The 19,967-nt window shown below is 63.1% G+C and carries 17 protein-coding genes; 5 read left to right on the forward strand and 12 right to left on the reverse strand.

The window, feature by feature from the left end; genetic code table 11:
* Positions 1-97: 97 nt before the first annotated feature.
* From OZ411_RS02150 to OZ411_RS02170, 5 genes are all read right to left on the reverse strand, one after another.
* Complete coding sequence (locus OZ411_RS02150; protein ID WP_282526602.1) at positions 98-2,002, reverse strand: TRAP transporter large permease subunit; 1,905 nt, start codon at positions 2,000-2,002, stop codon at positions 98-100.
* Entirely contained in the window at positions 1,999-2,667 is a 669-nt protein-coding gene (locus tag OZ411_RS02155) for a TRAP transporter small permease subunit (protein WP_282526603.1), read from the reverse strand. Before OZ411_RS02155 ends, OZ411_RS02150 begins: the two co-directional genes overlap by 4 nt.
* Before the next feature lie 113 nt (positions 2,668-2,780).
* Positions 2,781-3,917: a TRAP transporter substrate-binding protein gene (locus OZ411_RS02160; RefSeq protein ID WP_282526604.1), complete on the reverse strand. Its 1,137-nt coding sequence runs from the start codon at positions 3,915-3,917 to the stop codon at positions 2,781-2,783.
* Between the two features lie 162 nt (positions 3,918-4,079).
* On the reverse strand, positions 4,080-5,099 hold the full coding sequence (locus tag OZ411_RS02165) for an aldo/keto reductase (protein WP_282526605.1): 1,020 nt from the start codon (positions 5,097-5,099) through the stop codon (positions 4,080-4,082).
* 30 nt (positions 5,100-5,129) lie between these two features.
* Entirely contained in the window at positions 5,130-5,552 is a 423-nt protein-coding gene (locus OZ411_RS02170; RefSeq protein WP_130582742.1) for a PaaI family thioesterase, read from the reverse strand.
* Positions 5,553-5,636: 84 nt separating this feature from the next.
* Between OZ411_RS02170 and OZ411_RS02175 the strand changes: the two genes are divergently transcribed.
* From OZ411_RS02175 to OZ411_RS02185, 3 genes are all read left to right on the forward strand, one after another.
* On the forward strand, positions 5,637-6,260 hold the full coding sequence (locus OZ411_RS02175) for a CoA pyrophosphatase (protein ID WP_282526606.1): 624 nt from the start codon (positions 5,637-5,639) through the stop codon (positions 6,258-6,260).
* A gap of 188 nt (positions 6,261-6,448) precedes the next feature.
* Positions 6,449-7,429 (forward strand): tripartite tricarboxylate transporter substrate binding protein, encoded by a 981-nt coding sequence (locus tag OZ411_RS02180; RefSeq protein ID WP_282526607.1) that lies wholly within the window; start codon positions 6,449-6,451, stop codon positions 7,427-7,429.
* Between the two features lie 38 nt (positions 7,430-7,467).
* Entirely contained in the window at positions 7,468-8,661 is a 1,194-nt protein-coding gene (locus tag OZ411_RS02185) for a hypothetical protein (protein WP_282526608.1), read from the forward strand.
* A gap of 114 nt (positions 8,662-8,775) precedes the next feature.
* Here the strand turns inward: OZ411_RS02185 and OZ411_RS02190 are convergent, their stop codons facing one another.
* A complete protein-coding gene (locus OZ411_RS02190) occupies positions 8,776-9,066 on the reverse strand; it encodes a hypothetical protein (RefSeq protein ID WP_130583494.1) in 291 nt (96 codons plus the stop codon).
* Positions 9,067-9,313: 247 nt separating this feature from the next.
* Here OZ411_RS02190 and OZ411_RS02195 point away from each other — a divergent pair, with 247 nt between their 5' ends.
* Positions 9,314-9,793, forward strand: coding sequence for a hypothetical protein (locus tag OZ411_RS02195; RefSeq protein WP_028168237.1), 480 nt, complete (start codon positions 9,314-9,316; stop codon positions 9,791-9,793).
* 24 nt (positions 9,794-9,817) lie between these two features.
* On the opposite strand, the gene OZ411_RS02200 is transcribed toward OZ411_RS02195, so the two are convergent.
* From OZ411_RS02200 to OZ411_RS02220, 5 genes are all read right to left on the reverse strand, one after another.
* The gene (locus OZ411_RS02200; RefSeq protein ID WP_130583495.1) at positions 9,818-11,035 is read right to left on the reverse strand and encodes an EAL domain-containing protein; all 1,218 of its coding nucleotides are present in this window, start codon (positions 11,033-11,035) and stop codon (positions 9,818-9,820) included.
* A gap of 372 nt (positions 11,036-11,407) precedes the next feature.
* Complete coding sequence (locus OZ411_RS02205) at positions 11,408-12,580, reverse strand: YncE family protein (RefSeq protein ID WP_282526609.1); 1,173 nt, start codon at positions 12,578-12,580, stop codon at positions 11,408-11,410.
* A gap of 213 nt (positions 12,581-12,793) precedes the next feature.
* Complete coding sequence (locus tag OZ411_RS02210) at positions 12,794-13,801, reverse strand: tripartite tricarboxylate transporter substrate binding protein (RefSeq protein ID WP_282526610.1); 1,008 nt, start codon at positions 13,799-13,801, stop codon at positions 12,794-12,796.
* A gap of 197 nt (positions 13,802-13,998) precedes the next feature.
* Positions 13,999-14,973, reverse strand: a complete 975-nt coding sequence (locus tag OZ411_RS02215; protein ID WP_130583497.1) for a TAXI family TRAP transporter solute-binding subunit — start codon at positions 14,971-14,973, stop codon at positions 13,999-14,001.
* Positions 14,974-14,988: 15 nt separating this feature from the next.
* Positions 14,989-17,028: a TRAP transporter fused permease subunit gene (locus tag OZ411_RS02220; RefSeq protein ID WP_282526611.1), complete on the reverse strand. Its 2,040-nt coding sequence runs from the start codon at positions 17,026-17,028 to the stop codon at positions 14,989-14,991.
* Between the two features lie 363 nt (positions 17,029-17,391).
* Here OZ411_RS02220 and OZ411_RS02225 point away from each other — a divergent pair, with 363 nt between their 5' ends.
* Complete coding sequence (locus OZ411_RS02225) at positions 17,392-18,195, forward strand: glucose 1-dehydrogenase (RefSeq protein ID WP_282526612.1); 804 nt, start codon at positions 17,392-17,394, stop codon at positions 18,193-18,195.
* Between the two features lie 101 nt (positions 18,196-18,296).
* On the opposite strand, the gene OZ411_RS02230 is transcribed toward OZ411_RS02225, so the two are convergent.
* Positions 18,297-19,841 carry a sodium:proton antiporter gene (locus tag OZ411_RS02230; protein WP_282526613.1) on the reverse strand — a complete coding sequence of 515 codons (1,545 nt, stop codon included), beginning with the start codon at positions 19,839-19,841 and terminating at the stop codon, positions 18,297-18,299.
* Between the last annotated feature and the right edge of the window lie 126 nt (positions 19,842-19,967).

Below are 19,967 nucleotides of genomic sequence, written 5' to 3' on the forward strand. Positions count from 1 at the left end.
TGAAGAAAACGCGTCAAAACAAGAATCTAGAGCTTCGGTTCTGATTCAATCAGAACCGAAAATGCTCTAGGAGTACTGAGAAGATCGTGCCGACCTGTCAGTTGCCGTACAGATAGTTCGGCAGCCACAGCGTCAGGCCGGGCCAGATATACATCAGCACCATGCAGATGATGACGATCAGCATGTAGGGCATCATGCCGGCGAAGATCTGATTCAGCGTGACGTGTTTCGGCGCCACGCCCTTCAGATAGAACGCCGACATCGCGACCGGCGGCGACAGGAACGCCGCCTGCAGGTTCACGAAGACCAGGACGCCCCACAGAACGGGATCGATGTTGAAGTGCTTCAGCATCGGCAGGAAGATCGGCACGAAGATCACGATGATCTCGGTCCATTCCAGCGGCCAGCCCAGGATGAAGATGATCGCCTGCGACAGGATCATGAACTGGACCGGCGACATGTTCAGCGACAGCACCCAGCTCTCCAGCAGCGCCTGGCCGCCGAGGATCGCGAACACCGCTGAGAACAGCGCCGATCCGACGAACAGCCAGCACACCATCGAGGTGGTCTTGGCGGTCAGGAACACCGCTTCCTTGGTGCGCTTCCAGTCCAGCGTCCGCGCCTGGAATGCGAGCAGGAAGGCACCGGCCGCACCCACCGCCGCCGATTCGGTCGCGGTCGTGATGCCGAACAGGATCACGCCCAGCACGACCACCGTCAGGATGCCGAGCGGCATCACCGAGGTGATCAACAGCCGCAGCACCTCGAACTGCTCGGCCTCCATGGTCCAGTAATAGTAGAGAAGCAGCAGGCCGCAGATGCCGGCGATAAACGCGAAATAGGTATAGAACTCCGGCGGTGGTCCAAGCTCTGCTGGTGCCGCGATGGTCTTGCCTCGCAGCTCGGCGCTGCCCATCTGCTCCAGCACTTCCGGCTCGTTCTTCGTGGCGGCCTCCGACCGGCTGGCGCCGCCGCCGAGCTCTTCGAGTTTCTCTTCCGCGCTGTCTTCCGCGGGCTGGGCCCCTGCGCCAAGCGGCTGAAGCGTCTCCTGCGCCCGCTGCTGCTGCTGCTGCGCGGCGGCCGGGAGCTGCGGCTGAATATCCGGCTGCTGGTGGATCACGACGTACCACCAGGCAGTCCACAGGGTCGCCAGCGTCAGCACCAGAGGCACGAGGGCGTGACCGAGGCTCGTCAGCAGCATCGAATAGGTGACGCGGGTGCCATCCACGCTGGCGTTGACGGCCCTTGCGGGCATCAGCACCGCCGCGAGCAGCGCCGGCAGCATCTTGCGCGAATAAGACTGCTGCAGCTTGGCGATCCAGGGCCGCACCGGGACTTTGGTTTCGTTTTCGGGAAGCTTCGGCGCAATCTTCGGGTTCAAGAGCGCCCAGCCGACGACGTAGAGCAGATAGAGGAAGGCGAGGAAGAAGCCGGGAAACATCGCCGCGGCGTAGAGCTTCACCACCGACTGCCCGGCGACCGCCGCATAGACGATGATCATCACCGATGGCGGGATCAGGATGCCCAGCGTGCCGCCCGCGGTGATGACGCCCGAGGCGAGCTTGACGTCGTAGCCGGCCTTCAGCATCGGGTTGAAGGCGATGACGCCCATCAGCACGACGACGGCGCCGACCAGGCCGCTGGCGATGCCCCAGAAGGTACACACGATCAGTGTAGCCACCGCAAGCGAAGCGGGCAGGCGGCGGAACGCGAGCTGAATCGAATAGAACATCTTGTCGACCAGCGCGCCGCGCTCCATCACGTAGCCCATCAGCACGAACAGCGGGATCGAGATCAGGACGTCGTTGGTCATCGCCCCGTAGGTGCGCTGGACCATCAGGTCGAAGATGTGATTGTCGCCCCAGGCCTCGCCGCCGCGGTGATAGGCGAAGAAGCCGAAGAACATGCCGAGGCCCATCAGCGTGAACGCCGTCGGGAAGCCCATCATGATGACGATCACGATGAGGACGAGCATCAACAGCCCGAGTGCCGGATCGCTCATCGTTGCAGGTCCCCGCCCATGCCGCGCTGCCGCGCGCTTTCCTCGATGTCCTGCGCATGCGCGATCGCGGCCTTGCGCGATTCTTCATCGACATATTCGCTATGCGCGAGCTGCTCCTCGACCACGTCGATCTCGCTGACATCGCGGAGCCGATCGGGCCAGGCGCCGGTCCTGAGGCACATGACGCAGCGCGCGATCTCGGCTGCGCCCTGCAGCAGCACCAAGGCTCCGGCCAGCGGGATCATGAATTTGAAGTGGTAGACAGGCGGACCGTCGGCGGTCACGTTGGAATGCTCGTTGATGCGCCAGGAATCGAGCGCATAGTCCCAGCCGGCGTAGACTAGCGCCGCGATGCCCGGCAGGAAGAATGCGAAATACAGCACGAGGTCGAGGGAGGCCTGCAGGCGCGGCCGCATCGAGCTGTAGAGGAAATCGCCGCGGACATGGGCGTTCTGCGCCAGCGTGTAGGCGCCCGCGAGCATGAACAGGGTGCCGTACAGCATGTTGGAGGCGTCGAAGATCCAGGCCGTCGGCATGTTGAGGATGTAGCGCTTGAAGACTTCGGCGCAGACGAGGCCCATCAGCCCGACAACCAGCCACGCCGCGGCCTTGCCGGTCCAGGTGCTGATGCCGTCGATCATGTACAGGAAACGCTGTGCGTTCATCTGCGTTCGCTACCGGCCGTTTTCGGAAGTATCGGGTTGGTATAGAGACAGCGGAAGCGCCATCCGGGGTTCGGTATCCCCCGGATGACGCTTTCGGTCGTGCGCAGCGCCCGTCAGGTCTTCTTCTTGGCGTTCGGACCAAAATAGTGGTTGTAGGCCATGCGGCGGTTGACCACCGTGTCGTTCTCCCACTGCGTCGCGCGCTTGGCGAAGGCGAGCTGGGATTCGACGATCTCCTTGAACAGCGCGTTCTCGGCCGACTTCTTCTCGACCACCTGGTCGTAGATCTCGAGCTGCTTCTGCAGGATCGAGTCCGGCGTCTTGTAGAACTTGACCTTGTCCTTGGTCTGCATCTCCTCGTAGTCCTTCGAGTAGCGGTCGATCGCCTTCCAGCTCATGTCCTGGCTGGCCGCGTCGACCGCGTTGGAGATGATGGCCTTCATCTTGTCCGGCAGGGCGTCGTACTTGGCCTTGTTGAACATGATCTCGAACTGCTCGGCATTCTGATGGTAGCTCTGCAGCATGCAGATCTTGGAGACGTCGGTGAAGCCGAGCACGCGGTCGGAGGTCGCGTTGTTGAACTCGGCGGCATCGAGCAGGCCGCGGTCCATCGCCGAGACGATTTCGCCGCCCGGCAGCGCGTTGACGGCGGCGCCAAGGCCGGTGAACACGTCGATGGAAATGCCGACGGTGCGGAATTTCAGGCCCTGGAAGTCCTCCACCTTGGACATCGGCTTCTTGAACCAGCCGAGCGGTTGGGTCGGCATTGGCCCATACGGGAAGGAGACGACATTGGCGCCGATCGAGGCGTAGAGCTTGGCGAGCAGCTCCTTGCCGCCGCCATACTTGTGCCAGGCCAGCAGCATGTTGGCGTCCATCGCGTAGCCCGGACCGGAGCCCCACAGCGCCAGCGCGGTCTGCTTGCCGTAGTGATAGACCAGCACGCCATGGCCGCCGTCGAGCGTCCCCTTCGAGACGGCGTCGAGCAGGCCGAAGGCCGGTACCACGGCGCCGGCGGGAAGCACCTCGATCTTAAGGTCGCCGCCGGTCATGTCGTTGACCTTCTTGGCGTAATCGAGCGCGTATTCGTGGAAAATATCCTTGGCCGGCCAGGTGCTTTGCCAGCGCATGTTGATCGGACCCTGCGCGCTGACGATGGTGGGCGCTGCAACGCTTGCTGCTGCGCCTGCGGCCGCAACCTTCAGGAAGCGGCGGCGACTGGACGTACTGCCCTTGCTGGATTTGGTCATGGTTTCCTCCCTGCCCTTTTTTGATCGCGATCGTTGGAGATCTGCTTTTTTAGGAAGGAAGACAAAGGCGTGCGCAGCGGTTTGGCAAGAACGTTCCCGACGATGCGACGCTAGGACGCGGGGGCCGGTGAAGACTGTATGCAGCCTATTTCTTGAGCGCGGCTATGACCGCTCCGCCGTCCGCGCCCGCCGGCCCTCGATCGGATAGGCCGGATCGTTGTAGCCGGGCGTGGAAGCATGCCCACTCACCACAAGCCCATCGATCAGCGCCTCGTCTTCGGCGGTGAAGCGATAGTCGAGCGCGCGAACGTAGTCGTCCCATTGCGCTTCGTTGCGAGGACCGGCGATCACGGCGGAGACGAAGGATGAATTCAGCACCCAGGCGACCGCGAACTGCGCGGCGGTGATGCCGCGGGCCTCGGCATATTGCTTGATCTCCTGCGCAAGCCTCAAGGATTCCGGCCGCCACTCGGTCTGCATCATGCGCTTGTCGCTGCGGCCGGCGCGGCTGTCCTTGTCGGGGGTAGCATCGGGGCGATATTTGCCGGTCAGGACGCCGCGGGCGAGTGGGCTATAGGGCACCACCCCGAGGCCATAATAGCCGCAGGCCGGGAGATGCTCGATCTCGGGCATGCGGTTCATCGCGTTGTAATAGGGCTGGCTCACGATCGGGCGGTCGAGGCCGAGCCGGTCGCAGATGTTGCAGATCTCGGCGAGGCGCCAGGCGCGGTAGTTCGAGACGCCGAAATAGCGCACCTTGCCCTGCCTGATCAGGTCGCCGATCGCGCGCACGGTCTCGTCCAGCGGCGTCGTGTGGTCTTCCTTGTGCAGGTAGTAGATGTCGATGTAGTCGGTGCCGAGCCGCTTCAGGCTCGCCTCCGTCGCCTGCAGCACCCAGCGTCGCGACAGCCCACCAAAATTGGGATCGTCACCGATCTGATTGGCGAGCTTGGTGGCGAGGATCCAGTTCTGCCTGTTGTTGGATATCGCGCGGCCCACCACCTGCTCGGAGTTTCCGGCGTTGTAGGCATCGGCAGTGTCGATGAAGTTGACGCCGGCTTCGCGCGCCTTTGCGATCATCCGCGCCGACGTTGCCTCATCGGTCGGGCCGCCGAACATCATGGTGCCCAGGCAGATCGGCGAAATCTTCAGGCCGCTGCGGCCGAGTTGACGGTACTGCATCGTCTGCTCCTCCGAACCCGGATGTTAAGCCTACTCGCTCTTCAATATCTTGAACACGCCGTTCGCCATGGCGATGCAGCGTCTGTCGACGGTCACTTCCGTGGTGATGAAGATCAGGCTCCTGGTCGACCGCACCACGCGCGGCTTTGAGATCAAGGTTTCGCCGATCTTGCCGGCCTCCACAAAATGCGTGTCGAGCTGCACGGTCGCCAGCGTCGGCTTGCCCGAGACGTAGCGGGCGGTCATGCCGCAGGTGCGGTCGGCGAAGGTCATGATCACGCCGCCTTGTACCAGGCCACGGCGATTGTGATGCTTGTCCTCGGTGATCAATGCATATTCATGCTCGTCGCCGACGAGGCGCTGCCACAGCGGTCCGACCAGATGCAGGAAACCGGATGTATCGACGATCTTCCAGCCGTCGGATTTGAGCTTTTCCGCAGGCGGTTTCGTCATGTGATGCTTTCCGTCCGGCAAGGCGTGATAGAGTCGTGATATCAGGTCATTTCATCGAACGCGGGACTGTTGTAGTCAAGGTCAATGGCCCGCACATTTGACGATGCCACCCGGCGGAATATCGCAGAGCTCTGTATGGCATTCACGCGCCTGCCGGATGACAGCGCGCTGCTGCTCAAACGTGCGGCGGTCGCAATCGCGCTCACAAGAGGCGAGGGCGAGGAGACCGCATTCCTGCTCACCCGCCGTGCGGCCAGTTTGCGCAGCCACAGCGCGCAATGGGCGCTGCCCGGCGGACGCTGCGACCCTGGCGAGACCCAGGCGGAAACGGCGCTCCGCGAGCTGCACGAAGAGCTCGGCCTCCGCGTCGATGATGCTGATGTGCTCGGCGTGCTCGACGATTATCCGACCCGCTCGGGCTATCTCATCACACCGATCGTGGTGTGGGTCTCGACCCGGGCGCCGATCGCGCCCAACCCGGACGAGGTCGCCTCGGTCCATCGCATCACGCTGCAGGCGATCGAGGCGGAGGATGCGTTCAGCTTCACCACCATTCCCGAAAGTGTCAGGCGCGTGATCCGCTTCCGCCACGCCGGCCAGCACATCCACGCGCCGACGGCCGCCTTGATCTATCAGTTCCGCGAAGTGCTGGCCGGCCGCGACACCCGCGTCGCCGATCTCGAACAGCCGGTCTTCGCCTGGAAGTAGGCAGCACTCAGCCGTCATTGCGAGGAGCGCAGCGACGAAGCAATCCACATCTCCACGAGTGGCGCGATGGATTGCTTCGCTCCGCTCGCAATGACGGGCGGCTCAGCCATCAGAAGTCTGGTTGCTGATGCCACTCATTTGAGTGACAATGCCGCCATAACAACAAACGTCAGGGGAGGCGTTCGGACATGCTGTCCTGGAAGAAACGACTTTGCGCCGTCATCGCCGCACTTGCTGTCGGCGCGGCATTTCACACCGCGCAGGCCCAGGATTATCCGAACCGGCCGATCACGCTCGTCATCCCCTTCGCGCCCGGCGGCAGCACCTCCATCGTCGGCCGCGGCATCGCCGAGAAAATGAGCGAGCTGCTCGGCGAGAAGATCGTGATCGACAACCGTCCCGGCGCTGGCGGCACGGTCGGCACCAAGGCGGTCGCCAAGAGCGATCCCGATGGCTACACGCTGGTGCTCGGCTATACCGGGACGCTCGCGATCGGCCCGTCGCTCTACAAGAAGGCGGGCTACGATCCGCGGAAAGATTTCGCGCCGATCGGCATGATCGGCAATGCGCCGAATTCGCTGGTCGTGCATCCGTCGTTCCCGGCCAAGAACGTCGCCGAGCTGATCGCCTACGCCAAACAAAATCCCGGCAAGATCAGTTTCGGGTCGGCCGGCGCCGGTACCGCCAGCCACATCACCGGCGAATATTTCGCGCGCAGCGCCGGCATCTCGCTCGTGCATGTTCCCTACAAGGGGACGGGCCCTGCGCTGGTCGACCTCATTGGCGGGCACATTCCGATGGCATTTGCGCCGATCCCGGCCTCCCACGCCAATGTCAGCGCGGGGACATTGCGCGCGCTCGCGGTGACGAGTTCGACCCGCTCCGATCTCCTGCCCGACGTGCCGACGATCGCCGAGGCCGGTGTTCCCGGGTTCGACGCCTCGCTCTATTACGGCCTCGCCGCGCCGGCCGGCACGCCACGGCCGATCATCGACAAGCTCAACAAGGTGCTGCGCGATGCGCTCGCCTCGGACGAGGTGAAGCGGCAATTGGGCTCTGATGGCACCGAGATCACGCCGGGTTCGCCAGAGGATTACACCGACTTCATCGACAAGGACGAAAAGAAGTGGGCGCAGCTCGTGAAGGCCAGCGGCGTCGAGCCGGAGTGATAGGGTGACTTTGCAGGAGTCCTTGCTACAAGAGAGCGATGCGCCTGCCATTGATTCGCTGTTTCCCCGGATTGGTCGCGCTCGCGCTGTTCGCGAGCGCGCCGGAGGCCGTGGCGGTCGAGGCTGCCAGCCTTTCGGCATCCACTGCGGATGCGATGGCGCAGGCCGCGACGCCGCAGGCAGTCGCCGAATATCGCCGCAAGCTGCGGGAATATCAGGAAGCGCGCGCCGCCTTCGACGAGGAAGCGGGCGCCTACTGGAGCGCGATCGCCGAGAAGCGCCGCACCCGCAACGCCAAGCGGCGCGAGCGGCAGGCGATCGCGCTCGATGATTATGTGCTCGACCAGCCGCCGGTCTATACCGGGCCGAAACGGCCGGTGAATCCGGAACCGGAAGAAGAGGAACCGTCGCGTCCACGCAGGACCATTCCTGTCGTCGCCGATTTCCTGAAGGCTGCCGCCGAGCAGTTTCAGTTCACGCCGCAACGGCCGGCCACCGAGATCGAGTTCAAGCGCGCCTACGCCCGCTACGCGCTCGCGGCCGGCTTGACGCGCGAGCAGGCGGTGCGGGTCTATTCGTTTGAAACCGGCGGCAGCGGCAATCACGATATGCAGTCGGGCTACCGCGGTCCGGGCACAAGGGCGATCTCGACCGCAATCGGCTACAATCAGTTGCTCACCACCAACACCGTCGAGTTGATCGCCCAGCAGGGCCCTGAGTTCATCAAGGTGCTGACCCAAAAGGCCGCCACGCTGTCCGGTCCCGCGCGCAAGGCGATGGATCACAAGCTCGCGGTGCTGAAGAAGATGGTCGCGTTCGCACGCACGGTGCCGGACGACTGGTCGGCGCATGAGCGGCTCGCGAGCACGCCGCAGGGCTGGGCGGTCCATTCCATGGTGCTCGATGTCGACGTCGGCCCGATGCTGCAGACCCACAAGCTGCTGACATCGGTCGTCTTCGCTCGGACCAAGGGCTACACCCGCCCGCTGACCGCGGCCGAGCTCGAGATGATGAATCTGACCGGCGACGGCACCGGCTACGACATGGTCACGATGCCGCAAGCGATGCGCGAGAGGGTGCCGACGTCGAACTTCTTCCAGCGCGGCGGCTACGAGCGCAACCCGGTCGCGATCCGCCACAACACGGTGGCAAAGCTGCTCGCGGTCACCGATGAGCGGATGGATTTCAACAGCAACAAGCCCGGCGCCAAGGAATTGGCGTCGGTGTTTTAGCGTCCGCGGGCCGTAGGGTGGGCAAAGCGCAGCGTGCCCACCTTTCTTGCACCGACCGTGGATGGTGGGCACGCTGCGCTTTGCCCACCCTACAGGCTACAGCGGCATCGCCGCCTAGTTCGATCCGAACATGAACTTGCCGTCGCCCTCGAGATAGGGGCCGGAGCGCATGTAGAGCTGGCCGTTCTGGCCGACGAAGAACAACGTGCCTCTCGGCACCTTCTTCGCGCCCTTGAGCAGCAGGCCGGCATTGTTGGTCCCCATCTTGTAGGCGAGGGTCGAGCCGTCCTTGCCATAGGCGTAGCCCATGTCGGACTTCAGCTCCCAGGGCGCGGGCGATGCATCCTGTGCGAGTGCGGGAGCGGCCAGCGTCGTCAGCGCCGCTGCCATCAAAAAGGTCGCCATCAAAAAGGTCGTCGTCAAAAAAGTCTTGGCCTGAAATCGAGTCATGATCATCCTCCCCAGTCGTCGCTGCCGAAACCGGCGCCCTTGTCTTGAACAAATCACGAACGCCATTATTCCGTCAATACGACGGAAGTCGTCGTGCGGCATCGCGTGCATCCTGCGGGTTTGTGATTTCCTGCTTCGCGACTATGTTGCCGTTTCCATCTACAAACGCATGATTGCGAAAAGTTTGATAGGGATGATTCGAATGACCCCCGGCATGAATATCGGTTTCGGTATTGCGCTCTCGCTCATGACGATGGCCACCGCGGCTTATGCCGACGAATTCAAGCTCTCCAACAACCAACGCATCGCCTGCAGCCGGGGATTGTCCGCCGGCAAGCTCAACACCGCGACCTGCAAGTCCTACGCCTATCTGTTCAACACCAAGACCTCGGAATACTTCCGCTGCCAGGTCTCGCTGGCGCTGACGCGTGACAACAAGGAGGTCATCAACGTGCAGGCCGATGGCGGTTGCACCAAGCGGCCGCGCATCTTCGACACCGATGGCAATTACTCCTTCGACGCCACCGAAACCGAACCGCCGAACACCAACTCGTTCTTCGGTCCCGGCGGTTATTCCGTCTGGGCCAGTGACAACAACGTGCAGAAAGTGCGCGGCTGCATCACCATCTCCTCCGGCCTCGGCTCGGATATCTCGAAATGCATCGACATGACGTTCCAGTGAGCCTCTGGGCCGTCGCAGAGAACGTCACGATTTCGATTCAGCGCTCGCAGCCGGGGAAGGCCGCGAGCGGGCGAATTTCTTCACCCCCATCGGCTTGCCGAACAGATAGCCCTGCACCAGGTCGAAGCCTACCGCATGGGCGGTGAGGAAGTCGGCGCGGGTCTCGACGCCCTGGGCAAGCGCCCGCGCGCCATGGTCGTGGGCGAGCTCGACGACATGTTTGCACACGGTCTGCTTCAGCCGGTCGTCGGCGGCGCCGGTGACGAATTGATGATCGATCTTCAGTTCGACGAAGGGAAAGCTCTTCAGCCCCATCAGCGACGGCCACTCGGTGCCGACCTGGTCGACCGATATTGCGATGTTGTGGAACCGCACCTGCCGCGCCACCTCGATCACGAGGTCCAGGTTCTCGATCACCTCGGCGCTTCCCATCTCGAGCAGCAGGCCGCCGAAGGCGGGGTGCTGCGGCACGCGACGGCATAGTTCGCGCACGGCTTGCGGATCCCTCAGGAACGACACCGGCAGGTTGATCGAGAGGTCTACCGGTCCTTTCTGCTCCAGCAGATAGTGCCAGTCCTCGATGGCGCGACCGACCACGAATTCGGACAGCGCATGGAAATGCGGATCGCTCTCATCGGGAATGAAATAGGCCGGCGGCACCACGCCCCAGGCCGGATGCCGCATCCTGACCAGAGCTTCTGCGCCCGCGGGCACCAGCGTGCGCAGGTTGATCCTCTGCTGGTACCACAATTCGAGCCAACCGGCTTTGAGCGCCTCTGCCACATCGACCGCGGGGCTCGGCGCGGGCTCCTGTGGCAGCAGCATCGCGACGCTGTCGCGCAGCGTTCCTGCGCCGAACGGCGTCGCCAGCGGTGGCAGCATGGCTACGCCGTATTCTTCGCCAATTTGCCTGACCGCTTTTACCATAATCGACTCGGGCGGGCCGATGACGAGAACCTTGCCGGCGAAATTCTTCCTGACGAGAACCTCCAGAATCCTGCCGACCTCGATCCCGTTGACGGAGACACCGAGCACAAGCAGGTCGGGCCGATGCGCGTCCAGCGCGCCATCCAGTTCGGTGGCCTCGCCGCACTCCGAGGTGATGAACCCGAGATCCTCGAGAGCATCAGAAAGAAAGGTACGAAGGTGCTTCTTGCTATCTGCGACGCAAGCCCGCGGCGTCAATTTGCGATGACCGAACCAGCCGGGTCGTGCGTATTCCTTGGGGTTGATGTGATGCATGCCCGCCCTCTCCCGCGATGTCGATTTGACTCGTACATCTCAGTGGCGGCCTTAATCTGGAAATTTGAGGACTCTCCCTGCAAATCCCCATGAATGCTAAGGTAGGGTTAAAGAGACAAATGAAGCTAAAATTGTAATTAAAAATCGAAGCAGATGAGGCCATCGCCGGCCGCAAATGCCGTGCTCCGACGCCATTCGGTCCGAACTGCTCGCGAGGCGATTGCAATGGTGCGCCGCCGCGTCGTTTCGCGGCGGCAGCACGCGTTAATGTCTGTGGTTGTTTATCGTTGTCGCGGTGATCGATTCCCGTTTTGAGAATAGCATTCACGTGATCGATGCTGCTCCTATCGTCCCTCCGGCTCGATGCCGACCTTAGTGCCCCATGCGCGCCGAAGCCGGGTGACCCGGCACCTTGAAGCGTTTGCCGGTGTCGCTAACCTTCCCACCATCGACTTTCAGGATCGAGAAATCCTGGGTCAGGTAATTTCCGGCGAGGACGTACTTGCCATCCGGCGTGAACGCGACCGCCTCGGGCAAGCCACCGACCTCGATGTCCTGAGTCTTGGTCACCTTCTTGCCGTCGATCTTCAGCACCGTGAGGCTGCCGTTCTTGTGATAGTAGTACGCGTTCTTCATGTTGGAGCCGCGCAAAATGGCGGCGACAGCGAGATCTCCCTTCGGCGAAATCGCAAAGCCCTCGGGACCGTCGCCGACCACCACACGATCGATGATGCGCGGCGGATTGGCTTCGAGATCGATCACGCTCGTGGTGTCGACGCTGCCATCGGATGAGCCGGCGCCGCCATTGTCGGACGTCAGTGCGAGTTTGCCATTTGGCGTCACCGCAACATTGTATGGCCATTGGCCCGTCGGCAGATCGACCTTGTTGTAGGTGACCTTGTCTCCGGCAATATCGAGCACCGAAACCTTGTGTGCGGGGAAGCGGACAGCAAGCGCCCGCTTGCCGTCCGGCGTGAACGCCACATGGGCGACGCTGTCGGGCAACGCAATCGTATCGGTGACCTTGACGTCGCTCCCATTGATCGAGAGCACGCTGACGGAATTGTCGCCGCGATTGGCGACCAACGCCATCTTGCCGTCCGGGCTGATGCTGAGCCCCGAGGGCTGCTTGCCGACGGTAACAGTCGCCGCCAGCTTCGGCGGGTTGGCCTTGAGATCGATGACATAGACCTTGTTGTCCGGCACCTGCTTCAGCGCATCGCCGTCCTTGGTCACATCGACCGAATCGGCGACGAGAGCGATCGAGCCGGTCGGGTCGATGTCGAGATTGACCGGCGGTCCCACCACCGAATTCTTCAGCGGCAGGGAGGCGACAGTCTTGGGATTTTCGGGATTGGCGAGGTCGAGGATGAGAACCTGGTCCTTGCCGGGCGCCGACAGGATCGGTTTTCCATCGTCATCCCATAATAGCTTCTCGTCGAGACCGACGATCATGAAGGGTTTCGCATGGACAGGATTGAAGGCGAGATTGCAGAGCAGGACTGCAGCTCCCAAAGATAGTCCGACGGCGCGGTAAGCAGGCATTGGCGTTCTCCCGGTTGCGCCGGCCACTGGCGGGCCGGTTTCGCGCAGGGAAAATTAAGCAGGGAACACGATCGTTGCCAATGACCAAACTGACGTGCGTATTGGCGCTCGGCTCTATGCGTCGTTTGGATGGGTTGGCCGACGCGCCCCGTCCGGTCCATTTCCCGGCCGGGGGCACATCGGGCGTCTCATATCCGCTCGGCGTCGCTATCGTCACTCCGGCTTGATGCCCGCGAATTTGGCGACCTTGCCCCATTTCTCGGTCTCCGCCAGCACGTAAGCCTGCATGTCTTCGGCTGAGCCGCCGACGGGTTCGGCGCCGAGCTTGCGCAGGCGCGCAATCCCGTCCTCGGTCTTGAGGAATTTGGCGACGCTCGCGTTGAGGCGGTCGATGATCTCCTTCGGCGTCTTCGCAGGAGCCGCGATCGTAAACCAGGAAGCGGCCTCGTAGCCGGGCACGCCCGCTTCCGCGATTGTCGGAAGGTCAGGCAATAGCGGCCAGCGCTTGGAAGTAGATACCGCAAGCGGACGGATCTGTCCGGCTTCGGCGAAGGGCTGCGCGGCGGGGAGGTTGTCGATCATCAGATGCACGCGGCCGGCGATCAGGTCGGTCAATGCCGGTGCGCTGCCCTTGTACGGCACATGCGTGATCTCGACGCCCGTCATCGAGCGGAACAGCTCGGTCGAGACATGGGCGGTGCTGCCGAGCCCGGGCGTGCCGTAGAACAATTCGCCGCGCTTCGACTTGGCGTAGTCGATCAGTTCGGCGACCGACTTCACCGGCAGCGAATTGGTGACCGAGCAGAGATTGGGCACCCGCGCGATGATGATGACCGGCGCGATATCCTTCAGCGGATCGAACGGCATGTTCCCGAACACGAACGGATTGATCGCATGCGTGCCCGGCGTGCCCACGAGGAAGGTGTAGCCGTCAGGATCGGCCTTGGCGACGGCGTCGGCCGCGATGTTGCCGCCCGCGCCGGTCTTGTTCTCGACGATGAACTGCTGGCCGAACTCCTCCGAGACCTTGGCCGCGACCACGCGGGCCAGGATGTCGGTGGTTCCGCCGGCGGCAAACGGCACCAGGAGCTTGACCGGCCGCGTCGGCCATTCGGCGGCGCGCGCCAGGTGCGGCAGCAGCGATGTGCCGGCAAGCGCGGCGGTGCCACGCAGCAGAGAGCGGCGGCTGAGATTTGACGAAGCGACGGTCGAAGAGGGCATTTGAAAGTCCTTGAGCGATGCGGAAGGGTAGGCGCCGAAAAACCGAGCGGCGCACGATGGCGCCGCTCGGCGGGTGGTCAGGAATTCTGGTTAGGGCGCGTTATAGCGTTTTCGAGCGAAGTGGATGCCGGTTCGTATAGCAATCAAGTTTACGCAGATTGCGTAGACTTATCTGCGCAGAAAACGCGTCAAAAAAGCTAGCCGCCGATGCCCTTTTCCTTGAAATACTTCAGCGCGCCGGGATGGAACGGGATCGGGGAGCGATCCTGCCGCTGGTTGTCGAGCGAGAAGCTTTCGGCTTCCTTGTGCACGGCGACGATATCGGCCTTCTTTTCCACCAGCGTCTTGACGATCGTATAGGCATCGTCGTTGCTCATCTTGTCGCCGGTGACAATGAGATTCCAGACCTCCGTGATGGAGTTGTCCTTGTCATAGCCCGGATACGCGCCCGCCTTGATCGTGCTAGGCGAATAGAGCTTGCCGTATTTGGCGTTCATCTTCTCGGCCAGGTCGCCATGGTCGATCAGTTTCATCTTGATGCCGGGGGTCGCCGCCAGATCGGTCACCGCCGCGGTCGGAATGCCGCCGACCCAGAAGAAGGCATCGATCTTGCGGTCCTTGATGGCGTTGACGGATTCGGCAACGCCGAGCCGCTCGCGCTTCATGTCCTTGTCCTTGTCGAGGCCGGCGGCTTCGATGACACGGAATGCCATCACTTCGGTGGCGCTGCCGGGCGAACCCGTCGAAACGCGCTTGCCCTTGAGATCCGCCATGGACTGGATGCCGGTCCCTTCGACGGTCACCACATGCATGCGGTTCGGATAGACGACGAGGAGGGCCTGCAGCGGCACCTTGCTGTTCTTGAACTTGTCCTGGCCCTGCAGCGCGTCGAGCGCGGCATCGGCCATGGTGAAGCCCATTTCGCTCTGCCCGGTGCCGATCAGCTTGAGATTGTCGACCGAGCCGCCGGTGACCTCGGCGGTGGCCTGCACGTTCGGAAGGTTCTTCGAGAGCACGTTGGCGACCGCGCCGCCGAGCGGATAGTACACGCCACCGGTGCCGCCGGTGCCGATCGACATGATCTTCTGCTGCGCATGGACGATGCCGGCAAAGGCGAGACCGGCCGAGATCGTCACAGCCAGTATCGCCACGGTCTTTTTCAGTTTCTTCATCCTGTCACTCCCTGATTAAATCGTAAGCGCCGGTTCCTTCGGCGTCGGTGTTCTCGCCTGCCACAGCAGCACGCCGAGGCCAATGATCAGGCCCGGCACGTAGGTGTAGCTGATATCGCGGCCGATCATCCATTCGACGATCGCCTCGATCAGACTCGGAAACACCAAGAGCAATCCGGATAGCAGAAGCAGGCCGCGTTCGATCGGCGTAGTTTGTCGCAGTGCCCAGTTCTGGGCAAACGCGGCAAGCGCGAGTAGCCCGATGGTCGCCTTGATCGTGATTTCGAGGATATCGACCCACGAGCCGCCTTTGGGAATCGCCAGCAGGAGACCGACGCCCTGTGGATCAAGCACGAACACGAACGGCACCAGGAAGGCGGGCAGCGTGTATTTCCACGATTGCAGCGTCGTGCGGTAGGGATCGCCGCCGGTGATGGCGGCAGCCGCGAACGGCGAGAGCGCTGTTGGCGGCGACACCTCCGACAGCACGGCGTAGTAGAAGATGAACATGTGCGCGGCGTAATCGGGTACGCCGAGCTTGATCAGTGCCGGCGCTGCGATCACGGCGCAGATGATGTAGGAGGCGGTCACCGGCACCGCGAGGCCGATGATCCAGACGATCAGCGAGGTATAGATCGCGGTCAGCAGGAGACTGCCGCCGGCATAGCTGATCACGATCGACGAGAATTTCAGGCCGAGACCCGTCAGCGTCACGATGCCGACGACGATGCCGGCGCATGCACAGGTGGTCGCGGCATTGAGCGCGCCGATCGAGCCGTCGGCCAGCGCCTTCACCAGCTTCGAGGGTACCAGCGCCGTTTCCTTCCGCAGGAAGCTCAACGCGAAGGTGACCACGACGGCGTAGAACACCGACAGTGACGGCGAATAGCCGATGATCATGAACACGACCACGGCGGCCAATGAGACGAAGTGAAAGCCGTAGCGCTTGGTCATCTGGCCGAGCGTCATCTCCGGCTTGAAGTTGACGTCCTTGGCACCGAATTTGCGGGCGTCCAGTTCGACCATGAACAGCAGCGACATGTAGTAAAGGCAGGTCGGGATGGTCGCCATCCAGATCACGTCGAGATAGCTGATCTTGAGAAATTCGGCGATCAGGAAGGCGGCCGCGCCCAGCACCGGCGGCGACAGGATCGCGCCGAGGCCACCGGCCGCCAGCAATCCGCCGGCGGCGTTTTTCTCAAAGCCCGCTTTGGCCAGCATCGGATAGGCCACGGTGCCGATCATCACGGTGGTGGCGACGCCGGAACCCGAGGGGCCGCCGAGCAGGAACGACGACAGCACGACCGTCCGTCCTGCGCTGTTCGGCTTGCCGCCCATCAGCGCCAGCGAGAAGTCGATGAAGAATTTCCCGGCGCCGGATTGCTGCAGGAATGCGCCGTAGATGGTGAACAGGATGATCAGCGTGGCCGACACATCGACCGCGACGCCGAAAATGCCTTCCAGGGTGATGAAGAGATGGCCGACCAGGCGGGACAGGTCGTAGCCGCGGTGGGTCCACGGCGCCGGCAAATGCGGACCGAGCATCGCATAGGCGATGAAGAACAGCGACACCACGGGCATGATGGGGCCGGTCGTGCGCCGCGTCGCCTCGAGTAGCAGCACGATGAAGACAATGCCGACGATGACATCCAGGTGGTCGGGCGTGGTGGCGCGGTCGGTGAAATCCTCGCCGCCCCACAGCGCATAGACGATGGTTGCGACCGCAACGATGCCCGGCACGATGTCCCACCAGCGTACGCGGTTGCGAAACCGGGTAGCCAGCGGAAACAGCAGGAAGCTCAGCACCAGCGTGAAGGCGACATGGGTATAGCGAAGTTCCTGGGTCGGAACGATCGCGTAGGCGGCATAGAGGTGGAACAGGCTCATGACCACCGCGATCGTGGTCGAAATGCGTCCCGCCCAGCCCATCAGGCGGTTGGTCGCGCCTTCCTCAGCCTCAACGAAGGTTTCCGCTTTTTGCAGCGCCTCCTCGGAGATGGCGACGACGTCGTCATTGGGCGACGATTTGCCTGACGGTCGGCCTTCTGTGGTCATGCTTCCCCCGGTACGCTCTCTGTAGCCCGGCTGGATGGCCGGGTCTTGGGCGGCGCATTCATGCTGGTTTGGGGGAAGCGTTGCAAGGGGCATCGCGCCTGCGACTTTCGGATGATACATGCGGCGTATGCATCGGGCACTTCAGCCGGATTGGGTTGACCGCGGGCGCGCGTCCGGCCAATTTCCCGGCAAGGGGAATACTCATGAATTCCAGGTTGGCGGCTGCCGCATTCTTGGTCGGCGCCTGGCGCGCCGGCCTGTAATCCTTAGCCCGGATAAGCGAAGCTGTGATTTGGGAGCGCCAGGCCCCGGATTACGCTTCGCTTCATCCGGGCTACAACACGAATAGCAAGGGAGAAACCAATGGATCGGCTCAAGGGCAAAATCGCGATGGTGGTCGGCGCCGGCTCGATCGGGCCGGGCTGGGGCAATGGCAAGGCGACCGCCGTCACCTTTGCCCGCGAGGGTGCCAGCGTGTTCTGTGTCGACCGTAACGCGGCTGCCGCGGAAGAGACGGCCGGCATCATCACCGGCGAGGGCGGCAATGCGACCGCGTTCACCGCGGATGTCTCGCGTGCGGCCGACGTCGAGGCGATGGTCGCGGCATGCCTCAAGACATACGGCCGCATCGACGTAACAGACAACAATGTCGGCATCGCCGAGATGGGCAGCGTCGTCGAGGTGAGCGAAGCGGAATGGGACCGCGTGTTCGCCGTCAACCTCAAGAGCGCCTATCTTGCCATGAAGCACGTGATCCCCGTGATGCAGAAGCAGGGCGGCGGCTCGATCATCAACATCTCCTCGATTGCCTCGATCCGCCATCTCGGCATTTCCTACGTCACCTACGCCACCACCAAGGCGGCGATGAACCAGATGACGCGCACCACCGCGGTGCAGTTCGCGCGCGACCATGTGCGCGTGAATGCGATCCTGCCCGGTCTGATGAAGACGCCGATGGTGGCGCATTCCGCCGGCCTCGCCGCCAGCTATGCTGCCGGCGATGTGGACGAGATGTGGCGCGCTCGCGACGCGCAGGTGCCGATGGGCCACATGGGCGACGCCTGGGACGTCGCCAACGCCGCGCTGTTCCTGGCCTCGGATGAATCGAAATATATCACCGGCATCGAGCTCGTCGTCGACGGCGGCGTGACGCTGAAGGTGAGTTAGCGCGTGGTGCCGTAGGGTGGGCAAAGCGAAGCGTGCCTACCATCCACGTTCGGTGCAAGAAAGGTGGGCACGCTTCGCTTTGCCCACCCTACAAATTCCCGTTACGCCTGCGCGCTCAATTCGGCACGGTCGAGTTCTTCCTCGATCAGGTGAAACGCATCATCGCCGATCTCCTCGGATTCACGCAGCGTCAAGAGCGATTGCCGGGCGGCGCTGATCGCGCGGCGTCTTAAGGGGTCGGCGGGAAGCTCGCTCGAGGTGACGCCGCCGCTTGGATCGGTCTCGGCGCGCATCAGGAGCGCGCGGTACTCCAGCCTGAGGATTTCGGCTTCCTCGGAGGGATCGCTGTCGATCTCTTCCAGCGCGGCGCGAAAGGCGATGGCGCGGGCGCGCGCTGCCTCGGCCGTCACCGGGTCGTCGTCCTTCAGACGCAGCGCCAGGATCAAAGGCCGCAGGGTCAAGCCCTGAATCACGAGCGTTCCAAATACCACCGAAAAGGCGGTCAGCAGGATCAGGTCGCGATACGGAAAATCTTCCGGCAATGCAAAGGCGGCCGCCAGCGTGACGATGCCGCGCATGCCGCACCAGGAAACGACGATGCCGCCCTTGACCGTCGGCGGCGGCGCGGCGCGGTGGGGATGAAACAGCCCCCACGCCGCCAGCCGCCTGACGACGGCGCCATAGCTCATCACCCAGCCGATGCGCGCGAGGACGACGGCCGCCAGCACGCTTGCGGCAAAGATGCAATATTCCACGCGCACGACCTCGTCGAGCCCGGCCCAGATCGGCTTGAGCTGCATGCCGATCAGCATGAAGGCGAGCACGTTGAGCACGAACACCACGGTCTCCCACACCGCGTAGGACGGCACGCGCAGCCGCGCCGGCATCCGCGCCGGTGCAGTACGCGCCATGGTGATGGCGAAGACGACGATGGTGAGGATGCCGGACAGGCCGATCCGCTCGGCGATGATCCACGCCATGAACGTGCCGCCGAACTGGGTGATGATCGCGCTCGGCGCGTAAGCGATTCGGCGCGTCAGCAGCATCGAAAGCCGGGCGAAGAGATAGCCGGCGATCAGGCTGCCGATCACCGCCAGCACGAGCGACGGCGCAAATTCGCGCAGCTTCAGGTGTTCGACCGCCACAGTGCCAACGGCGACGCGATAGATCAGCAGCGCGCTGGCATCATTGAGCAGGCTTTCGCCCTCGAGGATCTTCAGCAGCCGATAGGGCAGCTTGACCTGGCGCAGGATCGCGACCGCGGCCGCCGCATCCGGCGGAGCGACGATGGCGCCCAATGCGATCGCCGCGGCCCATGGCATGTCCGGCCTCAGCCAATGCGCCACCAGCGCGACGGCGGCGGTCGTGGTGCCGACCGCAGCGAGCACCAGCATCGACACCGGCAACCAGTTGTTGCGGAGGTCGCGGAGCGACGTATCGAATGCGGCATCGAGCAGCACAGGTGCCACGAACAGCGCCAGCGCGAGGCCGGGTTCCAATGTCCAGGATGGCCCCGACGGCAGGAAGGTCAGGAGCACGCCGCCGACCGCAAGGAAGGTCGGATAGGGCACGTTGATCCGTCGCGCCGCCGCCGACAGCGGAATGGCGACGAGCAGCAGGACGATGGTCCATTCGAAGGTTGACACGCGTCAAATTCCTGTTGGCAGTCATTGGCTAATCTAACACGAGTTTGCGTGTCTATGAGCAAGCGCGGAAATCGCGACAAATCTCCCGCTGTGCGGGGTGTGCGTCGTTTGCTACCATTGGCTCGA

The organism is Bradyrhizobium sp. Arg237L (assembly GCF_029990105.1).
In the GTDB taxonomy this organism is placed as follows: Bacteria; Pseudomonadota; Alphaproteobacteria; order Rhizobiales; family Xanthobacteraceae; genus Bradyrhizobium.

Excerpts from the sequence above, each read along its gene's own strand:
- OZ411_RS02205 (WP_282526609.1), bottom strand. The coding sequence starts at position 12,580 with ATGCCTGCTTACCGCGCCGTCGGACTATCTTTGGGAGCTGCAGTCCTG.
- OZ411_RS02150 (WP_282526602.1), bottom strand. The coding sequence starts at position 2,002 with ATGAGCGATCCGGCACTCGGGCTGTTGATGCTCGTCCTCATCGTGATC.
- OZ411_RS02215 (WP_130583497.1), bottom strand. The coding sequence starts at position 14,973 with ATGAAGAAACTGAAAAAGACCGTGGCGATACTGGCTGTGACGATCTCG.
- OZ411_RS02155 (WP_282526603.1), bottom strand. The coding sequence starts at position 2,667 with ATGAACGCACAGCGTTTCCTGTACATGATCGACGGCATCAGCACCTGG.
- OZ411_RS02185 (WP_282526608.1), top strand. The coding sequence starts at position 7,468 with ATGCGCCTGCCATTGATTCGCTGTTTCCCCGGATTGGTCGCGCTCGCG.
- OZ411_RS02165 (WP_282526605.1), bottom strand. The coding sequence starts at position 5,099 with ATGCAGTACCGTCAACTCGGCCGCAGCGGCCTGAAGATTTCGCCGATC.
- OZ411_RS02195 (WP_028168237.1), top strand. The coding sequence starts at position 9,314 with ATGACCCCCGGCATGAATATCGGTTTCGGTATTGCGCTCTCGCTCATG.
- OZ411_RS02180 (WP_282526607.1), top strand. The coding sequence starts at position 6,449 with ATGCTGTCCTGGAAGAAACGACTTTGCGCCGTCATCGCCGCACTTGCT.
- OZ411_RS02190 (WP_130583494.1), bottom strand. The coding sequence starts at position 9,066 with ATGGCGACCTTTTTGATGGCAGCGGCGCTGACGACGCTGGCCGCTCCC.
- OZ411_RS02225 (WP_282526612.1), top strand. The coding sequence starts at position 17,392 with ATGGATCGGCTCAAGGGCAAAATCGCGATGGTGGTCGGCGCCGGCTCG.
- OZ411_RS02175 (WP_282526606.1), top strand. The coding sequence starts at position 5,637 with ATGGCCCGCACATTTGACGATGCCACCCGGCGGAATATCGCAGAGCTC.
- OZ411_RS02200 (WP_130583495.1), bottom strand. The coding sequence starts at position 11,035 with ATGCATCACATCAACCCCAAGGAATACGCACGACCCGGCTGGTTCGGT.
- OZ411_RS02210 (WP_282526610.1), bottom strand. The coding sequence starts at position 13,801 with ATGCCCTCTTCGACCGTCGCTTCGTCAAATCTCAGCCGCCGCTCTCTG.
- OZ411_RS02220 (WP_282526611.1), bottom strand. The coding sequence starts at position 17,028 with ATGACCACAGAAGGCCGACCGTCAGGCAAATCGTCGCCCAATGACGAC.
- OZ411_RS02170 (WP_130582742.1), bottom strand. The coding sequence starts at position 5,552 with ATGACGAAACCGCCTGCGGAAAAGCTCAAATCCGACGGCTGGAAGATC.
- OZ411_RS02160 (WP_282526604.1), bottom strand. The coding sequence starts at position 3,917 with ATGACCAAATCCAGCAAGGGCAGTACGTCCAGTCGCCGCCGCTTCCTG.